We start from the raw sequence: 21,275 nt of genomic DNA on the forward strand, positions 1-21,275 counted from the left end.
GCCTACGCCCCGCTGCTAATTCGAAGCCACATCGTGACCTCGCCGGACCAACGATTCGGCAATGAGGCCATGGCGTTAGACGAGATGCGCGAGCTGCTCGCAGAACGCCACAACCAAACCGCCGCCGTCATCGCCGAGCTCTTGGTGCTGTGCCGCCGGCACTTCGATGAACGCGCCGTCGAATCTGAGAGCATTGCGCGCGCTGTGCACGGGTTCGGGGTGCACCTGATCGCCGACGAGATCGCCGTCGGATGTGGCCGAAGCGGCGCTCTGCTCTCGCGATGAGCGCCTGAGTTACTGGAAGATGCGTTATGAAATCAGTGGATTGCCTTTCGTCGCATCCTTCTATGTGACGCAAGTGAGGCACGAATAGCTGCGCAAAGGAGGCGCTTCATGGAGCTCCGTCATTTACGTTGTTTCATTGCGGTAGCCGAAGAACTCCACTTTGCTCGTGCTGCCGAGCGGCTGCACATTGACCAATCGCCGCTGTCACGCAGTATCAAGGAACTGGAAGAAGAACTCGGAACGCGCTTGTTCATACGCACTACGCGCAACACGCAACTGACCCGCGCGGGGAGGTTGTTCCTGAAGCATGTTCCGCGTGTCTTTGTTGCACTGGAGCAGGCCCGCGATAGTGCCAAATCTGCCGCCAGCGGCTTTCACGGCCAGTTGCGTATCGCTTTGTCCGATGGCATCACGCCCTCGCGCATGCCGGCACTACTGGCGCGGTGCCGAGAGGAAGATCCAGAACTCGACATTCGGTTGTTTGAGGTGCCGTTGGACCAGCAGATCAAGGGTCTGCACGATGACCTGTATGACGTCGGCTTTTCGATGGCCGAAGATGTGGGCGACGGCATTGTGGTCAGGCGTGCGTGGGAAGACGAATTGATGGTAGCGGTCCCGGCTCGCCATCCCGTGCTCGCCCACAAGCACGTTCCGTTGGAGGAAGTGTTGCGCTATCCGTTGGCGCTATGCGATCCGGCGATATGCGAAGGCCATGCACGTCAAGTCGATCGCGTTTTGCACCGGTGCGAGCAAGAGCCATTGATCGCTCAGCGCGTTGCGTCTTATGAGGTGATGATGACCTTGGTCTCCGCCGGATTGGCACTGGGTTTGGCAGGTGCTGCGCACATTGCATCCGGCCGTGGGCCAGGTGTTGTAGCCCGGCGCTTGGCGGGCAAGCCGCAGATGCTGGCCACGTATCTACTGTATCGTGACGTGGAGCCATCCGAAATGCTGAGTCGGTTTATCGAACGAGTGGCCTCTATTGATTCGGCGAATGAGCTGCGCACTGCCGACGACTCCTGATCTAGCCGATGAAAGGACCAAAACCATGACCCGACTCCTACCGCTGCTGATGGCCGCTGTATTGACGGCCTGTGGGCAATCTCAACCGACGGAAACCGTGGACGCGCTCGTCGCCAACCCCGGCCGGATCAAAGAGATTCAACGGCTGTGCAAGGAGGACCGAGCAACGGTCGGAGATGAACTCTGCCTGCGTGCCGCCGAAGCCGCGAAGCGGCGCTTCTTCGGTGATCGGCCGGAGCAGAAGAGCCAGTAGATCCTTCCGCAGTCGCATCGCCGCGACATAGTTCTTTCTGTTACCTCAATACGCCGCAGCGCGCTCGCGCCCGCGGCGTTTTTATTGTCTTCGCCACAGCAATAAGTCTGGCTTTTTGGGCCTCAATCGCAGCCGGAACAGTCTTTGACCAGCACGCTCCACGGCACCGATCCTGATGCCTGCGGCACGTCGTTGCGCCGCCATTGGAGGCTGGGGCATGCAGGGAACAAACGTGCTGTTCGGTCAGATCGCCGTGGTGTTCGGCATCGTGATCGCTGGCGTGTGGGGCGCTACGCAATGGACGGCCGCTGCCCTGGGCTACCAGCTACGCCTGGGCTCGCCGTGGTTCGACTTCTTCGGCACGCCGGTCTATCACCCGTGGCGGCTGTTCGAGTGGTGGTTCTTCTTCGACGCTTACGCGCCGCGCATCTTTGACACGGGCGGAGCGATTGCTGGCGGCAGCGGCCTGGTGGCCGTGGTGATCGCCATCGCCATGTCCGTATGGCGCTCGCGGCAATCGAAGCTGGTGACGACCTACGGCTCGGCGCGATGGGCCGAAGCCGCTGACATTCGCAAGGCGGGCCTCGACCAGCCTGCTGGCGTTTTCCTCGGCCTGCATCGCCAGCAGTACCTGCGGCACGAAGGCCCAGAGCACGTCCTGACTTTCGCGCCCACGCGCTCGGGCAAGGGCGTCGGCCTGGTCGTGCCCACCTTGCTTTCCTGGCAGGCATCAGCCGTGATCCACGACATCAAGGGCGAGAACTGGAGCATTACCGCAGGCTGGCGCTCGCGCTTCTCGCACTGCCTGCTGTTCAACCCCACCGATGCGACGTCGGCCGCCTACAACCCGTTGCTGGAGGTGCGGCGCGGCGCGCATGAAGTACGCGACGTGCAGAACATCGCGGACATCCTTGTCGATCCCGAAGGCGCACTGGAGAAGCGCAACCACTGGGAGAAGACTTCGCACGCGCTACTGGTTGGCGCCATCCTGCACGTGCTCTATGCCGGCGAGGACAAGACGCTGCGCGGCGTCGCCAACTTCCTCAGCGACCCGGCGTGCCCGTTCGAGCTGACCTTGCACCGGATGATGACCACCGCGCATCTTGGCCTGGATCAAGGAGGGATGCCGCATCCGGTCGTTGCATCGGCGGCGCGCGAAGTCCTGAACAAGTCGGACAACGAGCGTTCCGGCGTGTTGAGCACCGCCATGTCATTCCTCGGCCTGTACCGTGACCCCACGGTGGCCGAAGTCACCTCGCGCTGCGACTGGCGAATCGCCGACCTGATCGCGTCGAAGCATCCGGTATCGCTGTACCTCGTGGTGCCGCCCTCGGACATCAGCCGCACCAAGCCGCTGATCCGGTTGATCCTCAACCAGATCGGCCGGCGGCTCACGGAATCGCTGGACGGCAGCGATGGCATCCAGCGCCGCCACAAGCTGCTCCTGATGCTCGACGAGTTCCCGGCGCTGGGCCGCCTGGACTTCTTCGAGACGGCACTGGCCTTCATGGCGGGGTATGGGATTCGTGCCTTTCTCATCGCGCAATCGCTCAACCAGATCGACAAGGCGTATGGGCAGAACCACTCCATCCTCGACAACTGCCACGTCCGCGTGACGTTTGCGACGAACGACGAACGCACGGCCAAACGCATTTCCGAGACGCTGGGCACGGCCACCGAGCTGCGCGCGCAACGCAACTACGCTGGCCACCGGCTCGCGCCGTGGCTGGGCCACCTGATGGTGTCACGGCAGGAGACAGCCCGGCCGCTGCTGACTCCCGGCGAGGTGATGCAGCTTCCGCCCGACGAAGCGGTGGTGATGGTGTCCAGCTTGGCGCCAATCAAGGCGAAGAAGCTGCGCTACTACGCCGACGCCAATTTCAAGCGCTGCGTATTGCCGCCGCCCTTGCTCACGGCCGGGCGCTACGCCGACGTGCCAACGGCACGTGCCGATGACTGGAGCGGGCTGGCGATTCCTGCCGCTCCGGCGGTGCCCGCCACTGAAGCGATCGATGCCATGGGCGGCATCGACGACGGTGGCCCGCGCCGGCAGCCCGAACTTACTGAGGCCGTCGCCTACGACCCCGAGCGGGCCGCGTCCGCAGCCGACATCGCGCTCCTCGATGACGACGACGAGCCGCTTCCCCTTCCGCGCCAGCTTGATCCGGCCCAACAGCGCACGGCCCGGCTGGCATCTCTCGACCCTGACGACGGAATCGAGCTATGACCCAGCATCGTTTGAACCTCTTCATCCAGCCCGAGCACGCCAGGCGCCTTGACGAGCTGGCCGCCAAGAAGGGCGTGTCCAAGTCCAGCATCGTGGCGGCGGCACTCGCCTCGTGGCTGTCACCTGACGCGAGCGACCAGCGCGAGGCGGCCATCGCCAAGAGGCTGGATCGCCTGTCGCGTCAGGCCGAGCGCATGGAGCGCGACCAGAACATCCAGATCGAGACGCTGGCGCTGTTCATCCGCTACTTCCTCACGGTCAGCACGCCTGTGCCTGAAGCCCACCAGGACGCGGCCCGCGCCCAGGGCAAGGCGCGCTTCGAACAGTTCGTTGAACAGTTGGGCCGCCACTTGCTGCGCGGGCGTAGCCTGGTGCGCGACGTTGTGGAAGAACTGCACCCCGACCCGGCGCGCATGGATGAAACGCAGGAGCGCGCCTCATGAGCGCCGTTCCGCCGTCCTTGAATGCCACCTCGCTCGACCGCCGCATCCAGATGCTGCGCACGGCGATGGGGCCGCTGATCGCCGCCGCGCTGGAAGACCCGGACGTGGTGGAGATCATGCTCAACCCCGACCGGACGTTGTGGATTGATCGCCTGTCCACCGGCCGTGCGCCGATGGGCGTGGAACTGTCCGAGGCCGATGGCGAACGCATCATCCGCCTCGTGGCCGCACACGTCGGCGCTGAGGTGCATCGCGGCCAGCCGCTGCTGACCGCCGAGCTGCCCGAGACGGGCGAACGCTTCGAGGGCATCCTGCCGCCGGCCGCGCCCGGCCCGGCCTTCGCGCTGCGCAAGCGCGCCGTGGGCGTGATCCCGCTGACGCAGTACGTCATCGACGGGATGATGACCAGCGGGCAGGCGGATTTTCTGGTGCGGGCGGTGCGCGAGCGGCAGAACATCCTGATCGCGGGCGGCACCAGCACCGGCAAGACCACGCTCGCCAACGCGCTGCTGGCCGAGATCGCCGCCACCGGCGACCGCGTGCTGGTCCTTGAAGACACCATCGAGCTGCAATGCGCCGCCCGCGACCACGTGCCGCTGCGCACGCGCCAGGGCGTGGTGTCGATGCAGGAGCTGGTGCGTTCGTCCATGCGCCTGCGCCCGGATCGGGTCGTGGTCGGAGAGGTGCGCGGCCCCGAGGCGCTGGACCTCATCAAGGTCTGGGGTACGGGCCATCCGGGCGGCATCGCCACCGTCCATGCCGGCTCCCCGCTGGCCGCGCTGCTGCGGCTGGAGCAACTGATCCTCGAAGTGGCGGTGAACCCGCCCCGCGCGCTGATCGCCGAGGCGGTCAACGTGGTGATCCACATCGCCGGACGCGGCCGCAAGCGCCGCATCGAGAGCATCGCCTGCGTCGTCGGCTTCGACGGCGCGGGCTATCGCCTGGCGGATGCACTGGAAACGCCGTTTCCCGAGCTGACGCCGGTTCATCTCGCAGCCGATGCGGCTGCGCCTTTCCTGTCCCCTGACCAACCTGGAGAACTGCCATGACGCAGATGACCGTTCCTGCTTTCCGCTTTTCCGTAAATCCGCTTTCCATGTCGATGCGGCTGCGTTGCCTGGCCCGTCCCGCGGTGCATGGGCTGTTCCTCGCCGCGCTCCTGCTGTGCCTGGCCGGAACGGCCCAGGCCGCGGGCTCTTCGATGCCCTGGGAAGGGCCGCTGCAGTCCATCCTCGAATCCATCCAGGGGCCGGTGGCGCGCATCGTGGCCGTCATCATCATCATCGCCACGGGCCTGGCGCTGGCCTTCGGCGACACGTCCGGGGGCTTCCGCAAGCTGATCCAGATCGTGTTCGGCCTGTCCATCGCGTTCGCGGCATCGAGCTTCTTCCTGTCGTTCTTCAGCTTCTCGGGCGGGGCGGTCGTATGACCATGCCCGACACCTTTGCGGCTGGCTTCGAGGTGCCGCTGCATCGCTCGCTGACGGAGCCGATCCTGCTGGGCGGTACGCCGCGCACCGTGGCGATCGCCAACGGCACGCTGGCCGCCGCCGTGGGCCTGGGCCTGCAACTGTGGATTCCGGGGCTGGCGCTCTGGATCGTCGGCCATGCGCTGGCGGTCTGGGGCGCGAAGGTCGATCCGCAGTTCATGCAGGTCTTCGCGCGGCACATCAAGCACCGGCCGCTGCTAGACGTGTGAGGGGGATGCCGCGATGCTGAACCTTGCCGAATACCGCCAGCGGCCCGCGCTGCTGGCCGACTGGCTGCCCTGGGCCGGGCTGGTCGCCCCAGGCGTCGTCTTGAACAAGGATGGCGCTTTCCAGCGCACGGCGCGTTTTCGTGGCCCGGATCTCGACAGCGCGACGCAAGGCGAGCTGATTTCCACGTCGGCACGGCTCAACAACGCGCTGCGCCGGTTGGGCTCCGGCTGGGCCTTGTTCATCGAGGCCGAGCGCCGCCCGGCGGCGGACTACCCGCACTCCGATTTCCCCGAGCCGCTGTCCTGGCTGGTGGACGAAGAACGCAGGGCCGCCTTTGAGGACTCAGGCCACCACTTCGAGAGCGGCTACCACCTGTCGCTGGTGTACCTGCCGGCGGAGGAATCCCGCGCCCGCGCCGCCGGCCTGCTGTACGAGAACCGTCCGACCGAAGGCGTGGACTGGCGCGAACGGCTTGCTGCCTTCGTGGCGGAAACCGATCGCATCTTCGACCTGCTCGATGGCGTGATGCCGGAGATCGCGTGGCTGGATGACGGCCAGACGCTGACCTACCTGCACTCGGCCATCTCGACGCGGCGCTACCGCGTGGGCGTGCCCGAGGTACCGTTCCACATCGACGCGCTGCTGACCGACTGCGCGCTCATCGGCGGCCTGGCGCCCATGCTGGGCGACCAGCAACTGCGCGTGGCCACCGTGCGGGGCTTCCCGACCTCGACCTGGCCGGGGATTCTGGACGACCTCAACCGCCTCGGCTTTGGCTACCGCTGGAGTACGCGCTTTCTCTGCCTGGACAAAGCCGACGCGGAACGGGAACTCGTGCGCCTGCGCCGGCAGTGGTTCGCCAAGCGCAAGAACGTGGTGGCGCTGCTGCGCGAAACCATCTTCCAGCAGGAAAGCCCGCTGGTCGACACGGATGCCAGCAACAAGGCGGCCGACGCCGATGCCGCGTTGCAGGAGTTGGGTGGCGATCAAGTTGCCTTCGGCTACCTCACCGCCACGGTGACGGTGCTCGACGCCGACCCGGCCGTGGCCGACGAGAAGCTGAGGATGATGGAGCGCGTCATCCAGGGTAGGGGCTTCGTGACGATCCCCGAGACCCTGAACGCCGTGGATGCGTGGCTGTGTTCGATCCCCGGCAATGCCTACGCGAACGTGCGCCAGCCCATCGTCTCGACGCTGAACCTGGCGCACTTGATGCCGGTGTCCGCCGTGTGGGCTGGCCAGGACCGCAACGCGCATCTTGACGGCCCGCCTCTGATCGTCACGCGCACCGATGGCTCGACGCCGTTCCGGCTGGTGACGCACATCGGCGACGTGGGCAACACCTTGGTCGTGGGGCCGATCGGCATGGGCAAGTCCGTGTTGCTGGCGACGATGGCCATGCAGTTTCGCCGCTATCGCGGCTCGCGCATCTTCGCCTTCGACATGGGACGCTCGATCCGCGCGGCTGTCCTGGGCCTGGGTGGCGAGCACTACGACCTCGGCGCCGATGGCGAGATCGCCTTTCAGCCGCTGGCGCGCATCGACCGGGAGGGCTACCGCACCTGGGCCAGCGAATGGGTGGAAGGCCGCCTGGTGCACGAAGGCGCTGCCGTCGGCCCGGAGGAGAAAGCGGTCATCTGGTCGGCGCTGGGCAGCTTGGCCAGCGCGCCGGTGGAGCAGCGCACGCTCACCGGCCTGACGGCCTTGCTGCAATCGAACGCGCTGCGCCAGGCACTCGCGCCCTACGTCCTGGGTGGCGCGCACGGCAGGCTGCTGGACGCCGATCGCGACCGTCTCGGCACGGCCGATGTGCAGGCATTCGAGATGGAGGACCTGATGCACAGCAAGGCCGCTGTGCTCGCGGTGCTGCGCTATCTGTTCGCGCGCTTCGAAGAACGGCTGGACGGGGCGCCAACGCTGCTGATCCTCGATGAAGCGTGGCTGTTCCTCGACGACCCGGTGTTTGCGGCACGCATCCGTCAGTGGCTCAAGACACTGCGCAAGAAGAACGTGGCGGTGATCTTCGCCACGCAGTCGCTGGCGGACATCAAGGATTCGAGCATCGCGCCCGCGATCATCGAAAGCTGCGCCAGCCGCATCTTCCTGCCCAACCCGCAGGCCACAGAGCCGCAGATTCGCACGATCTACGAGGGCTTTGGCCTCAACCGGCGGCAGATCGAGATCGTCGCCACTGCGCAGCCCAAGCGCGACTACTACTACCAATCCCGCCTCGGCAACCGCCTGTTCGACCTCGACCTGGGACCGGCCACGCTCGCCTTCGCGGGTGCTTCCACGCCCCAGGACCAGCGCGACATGGATCGCGTGTTGCGCGACGCCGGCTTGCCCGGCTTCGCGGACGCCTGGCTGCGCCATCGCGGCCTCGATTGGGCGGCCGACCTGCTGCCCTCGTTCCCCGGCCTTGCGCCGGGTTCCCTCGCTGACCAACCCCTGGAGAACCTGCCATGAAGAAGCGCCTTGTCGCCGCCGCCGTCGCGGCCATGCTTTGCACCGCCACCGCCCATGCGCAATGGGTCGTGATCGACCCCACCAACCTCGTGCAGAACACGCTGACCGCGATTCGCACGCTGGAGCAGATCAACAACCAGATCCAGCAGCTCCAGAACGAAGCGCAGATGCTGATGAACCAGGCGCGCAACCTCGCCAGCCTGCCGTCCAGCGTAGTCGGCCAGTTGCGCGCCAATCTGGCGACGACCGAGCGGTTGATCGCCCAGGCCCGAGGCTTGGCCTACAACGTGACGAACCTCGATCGGGAGTTCGCGCGCCTGTATCCCGAGCAGTACGCCGCCACCGTCAGCGGCGACCAGATGTACCGCGACGCGCAGGAGCGTTGGAGGAACACGCTCAACGGCTTGCAGACCACCATGCAGATGCAGGCCCAGGTGTCGCAGAACCTGGGCGAAGACGAAAGCGTGCTGGCCGACCTCGTGACCAAGAGCCAATCTGCCGTGGGCGCGCTGCAGGCGATGCAGGCGACGAACCAGTTGCTGGCCTTGCAGGCCAAGCAGTCGATCCAGGCGCAGCGCCTGCAGATCACGCAGGACCGCGCTGCATCACTGGAACTGGCGAGGCAGGCCGCGGCCACCGAGCGCGGGCGCGAAGTGACGCGGCGCTTCCTGGGCAGCGGCACGCCATACACGCCGCAGTCCGTGAACTTCTACGGCAACTGACACGCTGCCATGGACGACGTGACGGTCATCGACCGCTTCCTCGACACGTTCTCACGCTACATCGACTCGGGTTTCGGGTTGCTGCAGGGCGAGGTGGCGTTCCTGACCGCCACGTTGATCGTCATCGACATGACGATCGCCGGGCTGTTCTGGGCGATGGGCCATGCCACGGGCCAGGGCGAGGACGTGATCGCCAAGCTGCTGCGCAAGGTGCTCTACGTGGGCGCCTTCGCCTACATCATCGGCAACTTCAACACGCTGGCGGGCATCGTGTTCCGGTCCTTCGCCGGCCTGGGCCTGACGGCCAGTGGCTCCGGCTTGAGCATGGGCAACTTCCTGCAGCCGGGGCGGCTGGCGAAGACGGGCATTGACGCCGGGGCGCCGATCCTCCAGCAGATCGGCGACCTGGCCGGGTTCCCCGAGGTGTTCGTGAACATCGCGCCCATCGTGGTGCTGTTCATTGCCTGGCTGATCGTCGTCCTGTGCTTCTTCGTGCTGGCGGTGCAGCTCTTCGTGACGTTGATCGAGTTCAAGCTGACCACGCTGGCCGGCTTCGTGCTGGTGCCGTTCGCGCTCTGGAACAAGACTGCTTTCCTGGCCGAGAAGGTGCTGGGCAACGTGGTGGCCTCGGGCATCAAGGTCTTGGTGCTGGCGGTGATCGTGGGCATCGGCACTGGGCTGTTCGCCGAGTTCACGGTGCATCCCGCCGAGCCGTCCATCGACCATGCGCTGGTCATCATGCTGGCCTCGCTCGCGCTGCTGGCATTGGGCATCTTCGGGCCGGGGATTGCCACCGGCCTGGTGTCCGGGGCGCCGCAGCTTAGCGCGGGCGCAATGGCCGGAGCTGCCGTTGGCGCGGCGGGTGCCGCCGTCGCCGTCGGTGCCGCAGCCACGGGCGTCGGCAGTGCTGTCGCCGCTGGCGCCCGCATGGCGCCCGGCGCCGCCCGCATGGCAGCCAGCGGGGCGCGTTCAGCGGCTTCGACGGCTACCAGCGCGAAGGCGGCCTTCCAGGCCGGCTCTGCTTCGGCGGGCGGAGGCATCAAGGGCACTGCTGCCGGCTTGGGCAATGTCGCCAGGACCGGCGCGCAGGCGGCCGGGCAGAAGGTGGCCGATGGCGCACGCTCGATGAAGGCGCGTGTCGCCGCCGCCTTCCGGCCTGATGGCGCCGCCGCGCCATCGGCTACCGGCGCAGCCGCACGGGGCGCCGGCGATGCCGCCGCGCCCCAGCCATCCATGGAGCAACCGGCCTGGGCCAAGCGTCTGCACCGCAGGCAGCAGCTTACCCACGCCGCCACGACCGCCGCGCACGCGCTGCGCGGGGGCGACGGCGGTGGCTCGGGGCAAGGCCCGAGCCTTCGTGATTCCGATTCCTGACTCTCAAGGAGAACTCCCATGCGATTCAAACGACCGCAGGTGCGCTATGCCGACACGCCGCAGCCTGCAACGCCGTACCAGGCCGCCGGCCAGGTCTGGGACGAGCGTATCGGCTCGCCCCGTGTGCAAGCCAAGAATTGGCGCTTGATGGCCTTCGGCTGTCTGCTGCTGGCGCTGCTGATGGCGGGCGGGCTGGTGTGGCGCTCGGCGCAGTCCATCGTCACGCCCTACGTGGTGGAGGTGGACAACGCGGGCCAGGTGCGCGCCGTGGGCGAGGCCGCCACGCCGTACCGGCCCAGCGATGCGCAGATCGCGTACCACCTGGGCCGCTTCATCGGCCTGGTGCGCTCGCTGTCCATCGACCCCATCGTCGTCCGCCAGAACTGGCTCGATGCCTATGACTACACCACCGACAAGGGCGCCGTGGTGCTCAACGAGTACGCCCGCGTGAACGACCCGTTCGCGCGCATCGGCAAGGAGTCGGTGACGGTGCAGATCACAAGCGTGACCCGCGCCAGCGACACGTCATTCAACGTGCGCTGGACGCAGACGCGCTTCGTCAACGGCGCGCTGGACCGCACTGAACGGTGGAACGCAGTGGTGTCCATCGTGCAGCAGACCCCGCGCACCGAGCAGCGCCTGCGCAAGAACCCCCTGGGCATCTACGTCAACGGACTGTCGTGGAGCCGCGAACTGGATTCGTCCGAAGGAGCAAAACCATGAATCTGCATTTCTGTAAATCCGCTTTGCCGGTGATCCTGCTGGCATCGACCGTCCTGTTCGCGGGTTGCGCGACGCAGGGCAAACCGCCGCCCGTGATCGCGCTCGATGAACCCGTGCAGGCGCAGCCGCTGCCGGAGCCGCCTGCGCCGGTGGAGGTGGTCACGGTGCCCGAACCGCTGGCGCTGCCGGCGCAGTTGAAGCCGCTGCAAGAACCACGATCCGGTGCGGAGGCGGCCCCGGCTGCGCCGGAGCCTGCCGACGAGAAGGTGCGCGTCTCGCGCGCCAACGCCGAGGCGCGGGTCGCGCCGACGCGGGAGGGCTACGTCAACGCAATTCAGGTCTGGCCATACAGCGATGGCGCGCTGTATCAGGTCTATGCGGCGCCGGGGCGCGTGACGGTGGTGTCGTTGCAACCGGGTGAGGAACTGGTGACGGTGGCCGCGGGCGATACCGTGCGCTGGATCGTGGGCGACACGTCCAGCGGCAGCGGCGATGCGCTGCGCGTGAACGTGTTGGTCAAGCCGATCCGTTCCGGCCTCAAGACCAATCTGGTGATCACCAGCAACCGGCGCACCTACCTGCTGGAGCTGACCTCGACGGAAAAGGCATGGATGGCCTCGGTGTCCTGGGAGTACCCGAAGGATCGGATGCTAGCGCTCCAGCGCCAGGCCCAGGCGGCCAGCGCCGCCGCGCCGGTCGATACCGGCCTGTCGCTGGAGAAGATCCGCTTCCGCTACGCCATCAGCGGCAGCGCCGCCCCATGGAAGCCGCTGCGCGCCTTCGATGACGGCGAGAAGGTCTATATCCAGTTCCCGCCGGGCATCGCTCAGGGCGAATTGCCGCCCCTGTTCGTCATCGGCGCGCAGGGTGACGGGCAACTGGTGAACTACCGCTTCCGGCCGCCGTACTACATCGTGGATCGGCTCTTTGGTGCTGCCGAACTGCGCCTGGGTGGAGGCAAGGGCGACGTGGTGCGGATTGAGCGCACTGATGGCGTTGCGCGGGGGAACTGACGATGAGCCAGGACGACACCCCGGACCGTGCCGCGCCTTCGTCCGACAAGGTCGCGCCCGAGGCGGTTGCGCTGCGCGCCCAGCCGCGCCCGGTCACGCGCCTGAACCGGCGCACGCTGGCCATCCTCGCCGGCGGCCTGTCGGCCGCCGTGCTCGGCGCCACGATCTGGTCATTGCAGCCGCATCGGCGCGGCGCGGGCGAGCAGACCGAGCTTTACAACGTGGATCGCGTCTCGAAGTCCGAAGGACTGGACGGTTTGCCTTCGGATTACTCGAAGCTGCCGGCGAAGGTGCCCGAGCTGGGGCCACCGCTGCCCGGAGATCTCGGTCCGGCCATCGTGCATTCGCAGCAACCGGTGACGCCGGCCTATGCGCCGCCCGGCCACGACCCGGCTGATGCGCTGCGCAAGGAGGCCGATGCGGCGGCGGCTTCGTCGGTGTTCTTCCGCTCGGGCAACCAGGGCAAGGGCGCTGCCACGTCACCGCAGGTGGCTGCAGCCAGCCCGGCATCCGGACTCGCGGGCTTCGACCCGCTGGCCGCCGGGCCGGCCTCGCCGGCGGCCCAGCCAGCCGATCCGACCGCCGTGCAGAACCGCCAGGACCAGAAGGAGGCTTTCCTGAAAGGCGGCTCTACGGATACCCGCAATACCGGCAACCTGCAAATGCCGACCTCGCCATACCAGGTGATGGCCGGGACGGTGATCGCGGGCGCGCTGGTCACGGGCATCAAGTCCGACCTGCCGGGCGACGTGATCGCCATGGTGACGGAGCCGGTCTACGACACGGCCACGGGCAAGTTCCTGCTCATTCCCCAGGGCTCGCGCATTCTGGGCAAGTACAACAGCCAGGTGAGCTACGGTCAAAGCCGGGTTCAAGTGGTCTGGAACCGGGTCATCCTGCCCGACACGTCCTCGCTGACGCTCGACAACCTCGTGGGCACCGATCCGGCGGGCTACGCCGGCCTGGAGGACGGCGTGGACTGGCACTGGGGCCGCATCTTCGCCGGCGCGGCGCTGACGACCCTGCTGGGCGTAGGCGCCGAGCTGGCCGCGCCGGAGAACCGGCAGGACGGGAGCCGCATCGTGATTGCTGGGCGCGACAGCATGCAGGACAGCATCAACCAGGTCGGCCAGGAGATCACCCGGCGCAACATGAACATCCAGCCGACGCTGACCGAACGGCCGGGCCTGCCGGTGCGGATCATCGTGAACCGCGATCTGGTGCTGCGGCCGTACCAGCCGCTGTTCTTCAACCAGGGAGCAGTGCGATGAATACGACCAAGAAGCTGCGGCTGGGGCCGCTGCCCAAGACTGAGAGCACGAAGCTCACGTTCTCTTGTCCGACAAGCCTGAAGGCTGAACTCGACCGCTACGCCGCGCTGCACGCGCAGACCTACGGCGAGGCGGTCGATGCAGCGACGTTGATCCCACACATGCTGGAGGCTTTCATGGCGGGGGATCGGGGTTTCAGGAAGATGGACGAGAAACGGATCGCTTTCTCTGCTACGACTAGGCCGCCTCGTGGCCAGGGGTAAAGGGGCCCAGAGTCCCCAGGGGCCGTGCGAGAAAGGAAGCCTTTGGGTCGATTCGGGGCGCAAGGGCCTCGGATAGGGCATTCTGCTTTTTTGACGTCCCCCAACTCACCGGCATGAGCAGGAAGGTAGCGCGGGTTCGGGTCCCGTTGCTCCCAATCGCCCTGAAGGCGGCTAGGTCGCCTTCGGCTCGTCACGATCGCTTCGCGTCATGCGCGCCGGGCGCGAAATGACGATTGCATCTTCAACGCCGCGCAAGCGCGTCAGGCCTTGCAAAAGTTCAGGATGCTCCTCGGTCCTTGCTTCATCGTCCCAGATGAAGGCAACGATGTGCTTGTAGCCCGAACCCTTCTGGAGGTAGGTGCTGGCATCGGCAGCGACCTCCTTGATCACGTCGACAAAAACAGCCTTGCCGCCTTTCCGTAGGTACTTGACCTCGATGATGAGTTCGAGTGAAGGGATCGCAAGATCGGCGCGCGGATGATGCTGGCCGAGGGATTTCAGCCATTCCTCGTCATCAAGATCGGGAAACAGGGGCGCGAGGATCGCCCACAGCATGTCCTGAACGTGGTACTCGTTGTCAATGTCCCAGTGCGCGGCAACGGAGTTCTTGCTAAGCGGCTTTTCGTCCCAGGCCCAGCGTCGCATCGATCGCGCAACCCCGGCAAGAAGTCGCGCCACATCCGCGATCGAGGTCGCCCCGGGGCGAAGCGTTGACGCATCCCGCAGGAGCGTCGTCAACGCCGCGAGTTGCGTCGCAGCCCTGCCCATCCCGTCGCTCTCGCCCATCAGGGAGGAGATGATCGTCCAGGCATTGGCACGTACCGCCTCGCTGGCGTTCGCCAAGCCTTTGGCCGAAAGCGCTACGACAAGATCATCGGCGACCATGCTCCCGCTCCATGCGCCGCCGGGTTGTCGGCGCACAGCAAGCGCCGCTTGAATCAAGGATTCATTCCAGTCAGGCTTCCGCGATCGTGAAATGGACTTGGCGAGCACGCTGTCCAGCCAAGCGCTCGCTGCCGCCGACGTGGCGGCATCAAGCTTGGACAACCCGGTCGCAACGCCCAGAAGCGCCAGACCGTCAATCTCGAACGTCAACGGGCGGCCCTGCACGAAATACTGGCGCGCCCGCAGCCACGCAAGCCCATCAGCGAAGGGCGTGACGAAGCGATCATCGAGACTGGCCGCATATCCGAGAACTGCAACATGCGAGGTTTCGCGCGCTGCACCTTGGGCCTTTGTGGCCTCGTCGGCCAGTGCGCCGAGCAACGCCGCTTGCCCGAGGCTTTCGAGCTGGACCCAGGCGGCAAAGGCGCGCGCGTGCGGGGGCTGCTGATGATCGTCCTCCGCTGCCGCCGCTAGAGTTTTTCGCAACTGCCAGTGTGACAGGTCCTTCATAGGAACCACCTCGTCCGGCTGATCGGACTCAGCATCACGTCGGGGTCCCACTCCGGCACGTGCCGAAGTCCCGTGAGCAAGCGAACCATCAGCTCGGAGTAATGGATCGTGATCGGCAGCGGCGCCGGAGTGAACATTCGCCAAGTGTGGTTCGCGAAGTCGAACGCCTGTCGTGTCAGATAGGTCATGTCGCGAAATGTCGACCGATGATGAAGCCGCAACAAGGACGGAAGCGGCATACCATCACGCGCCTGCTTCAGGTCGCGTCCTCCGGTGAAATACAGGAGTGTTTCCGTCTCGCCGAGCGTGACGGACAAGCCTCGCTCTGGGGCGTAGACGCCCTTCATTCCTCCGCTCCACGTCTTTGTACCGGTGTTTGCTTCATCGAACACCACGAAGGGGTGATCTTCCACGATATGTAGGAACGCGTACTTCACGTCTGCGAGGCCGAGCTTCTGGATCAGCTTGTCTACGGCGTCCGCCTCGTGATCAGCCATCTGCTTGAACACATGGAAGATCAGGCGGACAGCATCCGTGCTTCGCCAGTTATCCTCCGCGCGTACGGCCTCGATCGAACGTGCGAGAGATTTGAACAGCTCTTCGCTGTAGTGTTCATAGTCAACTGCCGCAGTCCGATCGTCGAGAAGGTACTTCCCGTCGCTGCTGAATACCGTCGTCAGTCCAACGATGCGCTCCTTGCCGCCGAGCCGGCTTGTGGAGAAGTTCTGCGAGCCGATGCCGACGACGAGCTCATGCGCGACGCGAGGCTGTGTCTTGAGAAGCCAGGGCGTACCGCCGATCTTGGCGTAGGTGGCGACGCTCATGTTGTTAAGCACGTAGACGAGTTGCTCGTCTGCGAGGCGCATCGTGTCGAGCGTCACTTCCTGCACAGGGATGCGGTGTTTGAGAAGGACTGCCTTCGTTGCAAAGTACGGGTTGCTTGCGTCATCGAGTTCCTTGAAGTCCTTGTCGATCTGGACAAGGGCAAGGTCCCATTCGAAGCGACCCGCTGTTGACGACTCGACTGCGGTGCGACAGGCCGCTGCATAGTCCGCAGATGAACTTCCGGCCGTGGTGAACGTGGTCACCTTCGGCTTCTCTAATCCATAGCGCCGAATGAAGCCCTTCGCATAGGGCGTGCGAGTCCATTCCCCCTTGCCAGTAGTCACGTCGGGAAGTCCGTCGAGGAACTTCGCCAGAAAGGTATCGACCTGGCCCTCATAGGGGCGTTGGCAGATGACCGCAATCCGCAATTGCTTTGGTGTGTAGGTTCGCTGATCGTAAGGGCCATGCTTGTCGAGCCCGCGCTCGTTCCACGTGTCCGTTCGCGTGCCACTTGGATCGAACACCAGCACCGGCTTCTTGATGATTTCGTTGGAGAACGTCCACGTTCCCTTCTCGCTACCGACGAGCGGCCCTAGGATGGCCGGAATGCCGGGTGCAACCTCGAAGTTGTGGGTCCGAAGGTAGTCGAAGGTCTTTCGGATGAGACTCAGGCGCTCGGGCCCTGACAGATGAGCGGCAGCGGCGCTGTCTGCCTCGGCCAGCACGCGTTCCGCAGAAGTGCCCAAAAGGTGATTTGCGCACCAGACGAGATTTTCCTTCCGAGCCTCTAGATACGCATGCGCTGCATCCATTGAAGACGGTCTGTCGCCATGGTCTTCGAGCATCAGCGTGGATCCAGCGATCCGCGTCACCCGTCCGGCCAAACGCACGAAGTCAGTCACGCGCGGATCGTTAGAAGGTTCCCGCGTCACGACATAGCGGCCAGCTAGTGGCACACCGGCGTCGATCAGCGTCTGGCAATCCGCGTCGATCAGGTTTCGGGTGCGGACCCCACACGCGAGAAGAACGTGCGAGCTGTCATTCCCATCCTTGACATTTCTCGTCTCGAACTCAAGTACGACGCGGCGCTGTAGCCAGCCTGGCAGCTTCGGGTGCTGGGGCAGCAGGTTCGCGGGCTTCTGCGAAAGCAAGCGAAGCGGAAAGCGCGGTTTGAGGATCGGACGTTGAAGATCCACAAACCCCTGCAGAAGAGCTTCCAACGCGAGCGGCGCGAGTAACCAAGGGGCATGTGCCAGAGCGAATCGCTCGGTTTTATCGCCGACGATCGGCAAGCCTTCCTTGAGAGCTACGGAATAGACAAGATTGCCTTCCTCCCCGCTGCGGCGAAACAGGTAGTCGCCACGATGCCTTTCCCGCAAGGTGTCGAGTGCATCTTTTGTGTATGGCAGGACGCCGGCGACAACCTGCGCGTCAGTGCGAACGGTGACAGGTACGGCATTGAGCAGCAGTTTGGCCATCTTAGTTCTTCTTCCTTGTGCTTCCTAGAAATACCAAGCGCGGAATACTTTGTCCGGGCTTGCGAGCGCCGAATGCCACCCCATGTCCGCAGTTGTTCTGGGAGCAATCCCGCAGACGCAGGCAACGCTGTTGCGTCTATCGCGCGAGGCGCAAAGTCCGGAGTTATTCGGTATGACGTGCATAGCCAAGAAACTCCTGGAGAGGGGTGCGGTACTCATCCCAGCGTCTCGGGGCCTGGGTGGGACGTTGTCTCCGCTCCGCTACGGTCAGCAGTAACCGGCGCTTGGCCCTGGATATGCCAACGAAGAATGCTGCGCGTTCCTCTGATCGGTTGCCCCAGAAAGTCTGCTCTTCCACTCCAAGGATGACCGTGGTGTCGAACTCCAAACCCTTGCTCTTGTGGATCGTCATGATTCGCACGGCGCGATCCTCGGAGAAGCGCGACAACGCCTCGGCTGCGCTGGTGCCGTGCCGATACAGTTCTTCCAGGCGCGCAAATGTCTGCTCGATCACATCGTCCAGGCGGGGGCCGCGCTCATAGTCGGCGGAGAGCGCAACGATGGCTCGGCGCCCGAGCAACTCCAGTAGCGCTTCGGCGTGGTGCCGCAGCGAATCGGCGTTGCCTTTGATTTGGCCATCACCGTCGCGCATCTGCTTCCGCACATCGTCGATGAAGCGATGCCAGCGCGACCGTTCCCGGTAGGCGGCATCCTCATCGACACCGGTGGCCAAAAGAGTCGACATGAGCCGCCCATAGGCATCGGGGTCGCGGTCGGAAACAACGACACTCAGGAAGTCAATGATGAGCCGTGTCGCGGGCTCGGCGCCTAGATCCTGCAGTTCCTGCTCGTTGCGAAATGCGATGCCCCTGTTACCCAACGCAGCCATGACGAGGTCCGCGTAAAGGTGTGGCTGCCTCGACACGAGGATCGCGATTTCCGACGGGGCCAATTCATCTTCTTCAATCCAATGCTGAACTAGATCGGCGATGGAATCGGCCTCTTGCTGGCTGTCCTCGAAGCTGTGGATTTCTACGGAACCTCCCGGGCCATTCAATTCTTCGTCCGCGACGGCCGCAGGCGGGTCCATCACCTTGACCATGGCGTTCTGCATGCGTCGCAGCCGCGGCAATGACCGAAAGTTCTGGTAGAGATTGAGCGGGCGTGCATTGAAGTCGCCCGCGAACGTGCCGAACACGCCCTCGAGCGCGCCGGCCCATCCCATGATCCGCTGCTTCGTATCACCTACAGCAGTCAGCGGAATGCCAGTACCTCGGAACGCCTCGCAGATCAGCTGGTACTGGACATCAGTGCAGTCTTGGAACTCGTCGAGGAACACGTGGCTGTAGGTCTGGCGGACGGCGTTGCGCGCTACCTCGCAGGTTTGAAGAATCTGGACAGCTAGGGGAACCATGTCCTCGAACTCAATCTGCCGACCTTGAATACGGGGCGAGCCGACCGAATAGTGGGCGTGAAGGGCGTCACGCCCAGTCAAAGCAGGCCGGAAACGATCGATGAGGCGTTTGGCGAAGGCATGAAAGGTGTGGCTGTCCAGACGGGCTGCCAGCTCGGGGCCGCAGCGACGGCGTACGCGCTCCTTGAGGTTGCTGGCGGCATCGACCTTGAATGCGATCGCCAGAATGCGCTGGGGATACGGGCATGTCCCCGTGCGCAACAGGAAGTCTGCTCGCTGTGCCAGCATCTCCGTCTTGCCGGCGCCTGGTCCGGCGGTCAAGGCGAGGCTGCGCGAGGTCTCGCGCGCAGCCGCCAGCGCGTTGGGTTCGAGCTTGAGCCCGTCTGCGGGCTGCCAGCGGTCAGGCCGAATCATTCAGGCAGGCCTTCGAGTTTCTTTCGCACCGCTTCGATCAGGCGGCCGATGCGCTGGGGCACCTCGTCCACCATCTCCTGGTCTTCCAGCGCCGCCATGGCCTGTAGGTGCTGGCTGGGCTTGCTGCCGAGCTTGAAGCGGCGGTGGTAGGCGGCGAAGTACTTTTGCCGGGCAGCGCTGTACTGATCTTCGCCGTGGCGCTTCTTGCCCAGCACCGCCTTCAGCGTGGCCTCGTCGGGCGCCTCCAGTTCGTCTGCCTCCACGCCGTAGGCGACCTTGAAGCGCAGCAGCATTGCGAAGTCAAGATCCAAGGGGGAGGAGAAGAACACGTCCATCCCCTCAAGCCACTTCAGCCATGCTTTGCCGGTGTCGGAAGTCACGACGTTGTCCGTTCCGTTCCAGGCTGGCAAGCCGTCGATGGCGGCTTCAGTAAGACCAGAGATGGGCCTGCCGAGGGCCAGAATCTGACGGGCTGCGTATTTGACTCGACCCCAGCCACCTTGATAGCGCGCCAAGTCCAGATCGAGCAGCGTTACATAGGGGATCTCCAGGCCATCGAGTAGTCGCCAGAAGTGATTTACGTGGCGCCCCCCTAGCGGTGCCACGACGATGGAGGTGTCGTCCTCGGCCAGGCCATGAGCCTGCAACAGCCGCGGCAGCACGATCTCCTCGCTGTCGCCCTCGCCCAGTATCACCAAACGGGAGAAGTAAACCTCGGGAAAGGCCTGCACGGCCTCGCGCACGAACTTGTGCGCGTCGTCAGAGACGGGCGGCAGGATGATGGAACGCACCGCGGTCTGGCGCTGCTCATTGAGGCGCAGGTAGCGGATCGTCTCAGGCGGCACGCGGCGTAGCAGGGCAGGGGCGTGCGTGGCCACGATGGCCTGGGCATCGTGGTGGGTCGAGAACTCCGTCAGGGACTTGATCACGCGCCCAAGGTAGTGGGGTGATAGGCTGTTCTCCGGCTCTTCCATGGCCACGAGTGTGAAGATAGCCGGACGCAGCTTGGCGGGATCGAATCCGTCTCGCTCGCCAGCCAGGACTTCCCGTCCGATGGCCTGCACGGACAGGACCAGCGACACATAGAGCAAGGACTGCTGGCCATCGCTCAGCCGTGAAAAGTCGACGAGGTGTTCCTCCGCTCCCGGCGTGAAGCCGATCGTGAGGTGACGCAGCAGGTTGTCCAGCTCGTTGCGCGCAAATGACAGAGCGGGGCTCGTGTAATACGTGCCCCTGTGAAGCGCCTTCCAGGCGGCGCTGATGTGATCGCCCAGCCCGGTCACCGCATTGTTTGCGGCCAACGCCTCACTGATCTCCTGTGTGAGCTCAGCCACAGTCTCGCGCTCTTCCTGCCAGTCGGCGGCGCGCAGCGCACGGCCCAGCAAGGAGTTGGCCGTGTAGGAGATATGGTCGGCCGGGTTGCGTCGTGCTGGAAGGTAGTGAACCTGGATGCTGTTGCGATCGAGCTTCGAGACAATCGATGTCTTCGTGGGTTCGCCTGCCGCGTCCGCCTCGATGACGTAGACCAGCGACTCTTCGATATCTCCTTCCTCGTCAATCTGCGCGGCCAGTCGAATGCGCATGCGGGGTACCCCATCGGCAGTCACCAGTTGCATGTGCGCGAAGTTTCCGGGAATGGTTGGAAGCTTCTTTTTGGTCTTCTTCGCGAGTTCTGGGAACTCGAACTGCGCCTCCAGCCAAAGCCGAGACGGCGTGACTTTGCCCTTGGCGAGAGCGGCCGCATCCACATGGAAGTCGGTGCTTCGGATGCGTCGCAATGACGGATCGAAGCCGAACATACGTGCGAGCGCCTGCAGCACAGCGGTCTTGCCAGATCCGTTCGGCCCGAGCAAGAACGCCATGGCGTCCAACGTTAGTGTGGTGGCCACAGGTCCAAAGGACTGGAAGTTGCTGACTCTCAGTTGGGTTAGCTTCATTGTTGTTGGTGTGCGGTGGTGAATCGGAAGGGCGTACGGGCGGGAAACTG

General features: G+C 64.9%; 19 protein-coding genes. 15 read left to right on the forward strand and 4 right to left on the reverse strand.

Annotation, left to right across the window (positions count from 1 at the left end; translation table 11 throughout):
* Positions 1-33 precede the first annotated feature (33 nt).
* The 15 genes from DFLDMN_RS01050 to DFLDMN_RS01120 all read left to right on the forward strand — a co-directional run bounded on the left by DFLDMN_RS01050 (position 34) and on the right by DFLDMN_RS01120 (position 13,762).
* A complete protein-coding gene (locus DFLDMN_RS01050; RefSeq protein ID WP_423196688.1) occupies positions 34-285 on the forward strand; it encodes a hypothetical protein in 252 nt (83 codons plus the stop codon).
* Between the two features lie 108 nt (positions 286-393).
* The gene (locus DFLDMN_RS01055; RefSeq protein WP_423196689.1) at positions 394-1,308 is read left to right on the forward strand and encodes a LysR substrate-binding domain-containing protein; all 915 of its coding nucleotides are present in this window, start codon (positions 394-396) and stop codon (positions 1,306-1,308) included.
* Positions 1,309-1,333: 25 nt separating this feature from the next.
* The gene (locus tag DFLDMN_RS01060; RefSeq protein ID WP_423196690.1) at positions 1,334-1,561 is read left to right on the forward strand and encodes an EexN family lipoprotein; all 228 of its coding nucleotides are present in this window, start codon (positions 1,334-1,336) and stop codon (positions 1,559-1,561) included.
* A 217-nt stretch (positions 1,562-1,778) separates the two neighbouring features.
* Positions 1,779-3,788 (forward strand): conjugal transfer protein TraG, encoded by a 2,010-nt coding sequence (locus DFLDMN_RS01065; RefSeq protein WP_423196691.1) that lies wholly within the window; start codon positions 1,779-1,781, stop codon positions 3,786-3,788.
* The gene (locus DFLDMN_RS01070; protein WP_423196692.1) at positions 3,785-4,231 is read left to right on the forward strand and encodes a CopG family transcriptional regulator; all 447 of its coding nucleotides are present in this window, start codon (positions 3,785-3,787) and stop codon (positions 4,229-4,231) included. The genes DFLDMN_RS01065 and DFLDMN_RS01070 overlap by 4 nt, the downstream gene beginning before the upstream one ends.
* On the forward strand, positions 4,228-5,280 hold the full coding sequence (gene trbB, locus DFLDMN_RS01075) for a P-type conjugative transfer ATPase TrbB (protein WP_423196693.1): 1,053 nt from the start codon (positions 4,228-4,230) through the stop codon (positions 5,278-5,280). The genes DFLDMN_RS01070 and trbB overlap by 4 nt, the downstream gene beginning before the upstream one ends.
* A complete protein-coding gene (locus DFLDMN_RS01080; protein ID WP_423196694.1) occupies positions 5,277-5,660 on the forward strand; it encodes a TrbC/VirB2 family protein in 384 nt (127 codons plus the stop codon). The genes trbB and DFLDMN_RS01080 overlap by 4 nt, the downstream gene beginning before the upstream one ends.
* Entirely contained in the window at positions 5,657-5,929 is a 273-nt protein-coding gene (locus tag DFLDMN_RS01085; RefSeq protein ID WP_423196695.1) for a VirB3 family type IV secretion system protein, read from the forward strand. The genes DFLDMN_RS01080 and DFLDMN_RS01085 overlap by 4 nt, the downstream gene beginning before the upstream one ends.
* Positions 5,930-5,942: 13 nt before the next feature.
* On the forward strand, positions 5,943-8,396 hold the full coding sequence (gene trbE / locus DFLDMN_RS01090) for a conjugal transfer protein TrbE (RefSeq protein ID WP_423196696.1): 2,454 nt from the start codon (positions 5,943-5,945) through the stop codon (positions 8,394-8,396).
* Complete coding sequence (trbJ, locus tag DFLDMN_RS01095) at positions 8,393-9,118, forward strand: P-type conjugative transfer protein TrbJ (protein ID WP_423196697.1); 726 nt, start codon at positions 8,393-8,395, stop codon at positions 9,116-9,118. The genes trbE and trbJ overlap by 4 nt, the downstream gene beginning before the upstream one ends.
* A 9-nt stretch (positions 9,119-9,127) precedes the next feature.
* Positions 9,128-10,492 (forward strand): P-type conjugative transfer protein TrbL, encoded by a 1,365-nt coding sequence (gene trbL, locus DFLDMN_RS01100; RefSeq protein WP_423196698.1) that lies wholly within the window; start codon positions 9,128-9,130, stop codon positions 10,490-10,492.
* 18 nt (positions 10,493-10,510) lie between these two features.
* A complete protein-coding gene (trbF, locus tag DFLDMN_RS01105; protein ID WP_423196699.1) occupies positions 10,511-11,215 on the forward strand; it encodes a conjugal transfer protein TrbF in 705 nt (234 codons plus the stop codon).
* The gene (gene trbG, locus DFLDMN_RS01110; protein WP_423196700.1) at positions 11,212-12,228 is read left to right on the forward strand and encodes a P-type conjugative transfer protein TrbG; all 1,017 of its coding nucleotides are present in this window, start codon (positions 11,212-11,214) and stop codon (positions 12,226-12,228) included. The genes trbF and trbG overlap by 4 nt, the downstream gene beginning before the upstream one ends.
* Before the next feature lie 2 nt (positions 12,229-12,230).
* A complete protein-coding gene (locus tag DFLDMN_RS01115; RefSeq protein ID WP_423196701.1) occupies positions 12,231-13,499 on the forward strand; it encodes a TrbI/VirB10 family protein in 1,269 nt (422 codons plus the stop codon).
* On the forward strand, positions 13,496-13,762 hold the full coding sequence (locus DFLDMN_RS01120) for a DUF2274 domain-containing protein (protein WP_423196702.1): 267 nt from the start codon (positions 13,496-13,498) through the stop codon (positions 13,760-13,762). Before DFLDMN_RS01115 ends, DFLDMN_RS01120 begins: the two co-directional genes overlap by 4 nt.
* 171 nt (positions 13,763-13,933) lie before the next feature.
* Here DFLDMN_RS01120 and DFLDMN_RS01125 read toward each other — a convergent pair whose 3' ends face one another.
* The 4 genes from DFLDMN_RS01125 to DFLDMN_RS01140 all read right to left on the reverse strand — a co-directional run bounded on the left by DFLDMN_RS01125 (position 13,934) and on the right by DFLDMN_RS01140 (position 21,225).
* Entirely contained in the window at positions 13,934-15,157 is a 1,224-nt protein-coding gene (locus DFLDMN_RS01125; RefSeq protein WP_423196703.1) for a hypothetical protein, read from the reverse strand.
* Complete coding sequence (locus DFLDMN_RS01130; RefSeq protein WP_423196704.1) at positions 15,154-17,460, reverse strand: argonaute/piwi family protein; 2,307 nt, start codon at positions 17,458-17,460, stop codon at positions 15,154-15,156. The genes DFLDMN_RS01125 and DFLDMN_RS01130 overlap by 4 nt, the downstream gene beginning before the upstream one ends.
* A gap of 163 nt (positions 17,461-17,623) precedes the next feature.
* The gene (locus DFLDMN_RS01135; protein WP_423196705.1) at positions 17,624-19,288 is read right to left on the reverse strand and encodes a UvrD-helicase domain-containing protein; all 1,665 of its coding nucleotides are present in this window, start codon (positions 19,286-19,288) and stop codon (positions 17,624-17,626) included.
* Entirely contained in the window at positions 19,285-21,225 is a 1,941-nt protein-coding gene (locus DFLDMN_RS01140) for an ATP-dependent nuclease (protein WP_423196706.1), read from the reverse strand. Before DFLDMN_RS01140 ends, DFLDMN_RS01135 begins: the two co-directional genes overlap by 4 nt.
* Positions 21,226-21,275: the final 50 nt, after the last annotated feature.

Source organism: Cupriavidus sp. H19C3 (assembly GCF_049393815.1).
Taxonomy (GTDB): Bacteria; Pseudomonadota; Gammaproteobacteria; order Burkholderiales; family Burkholderiaceae; genus Cupriavidus.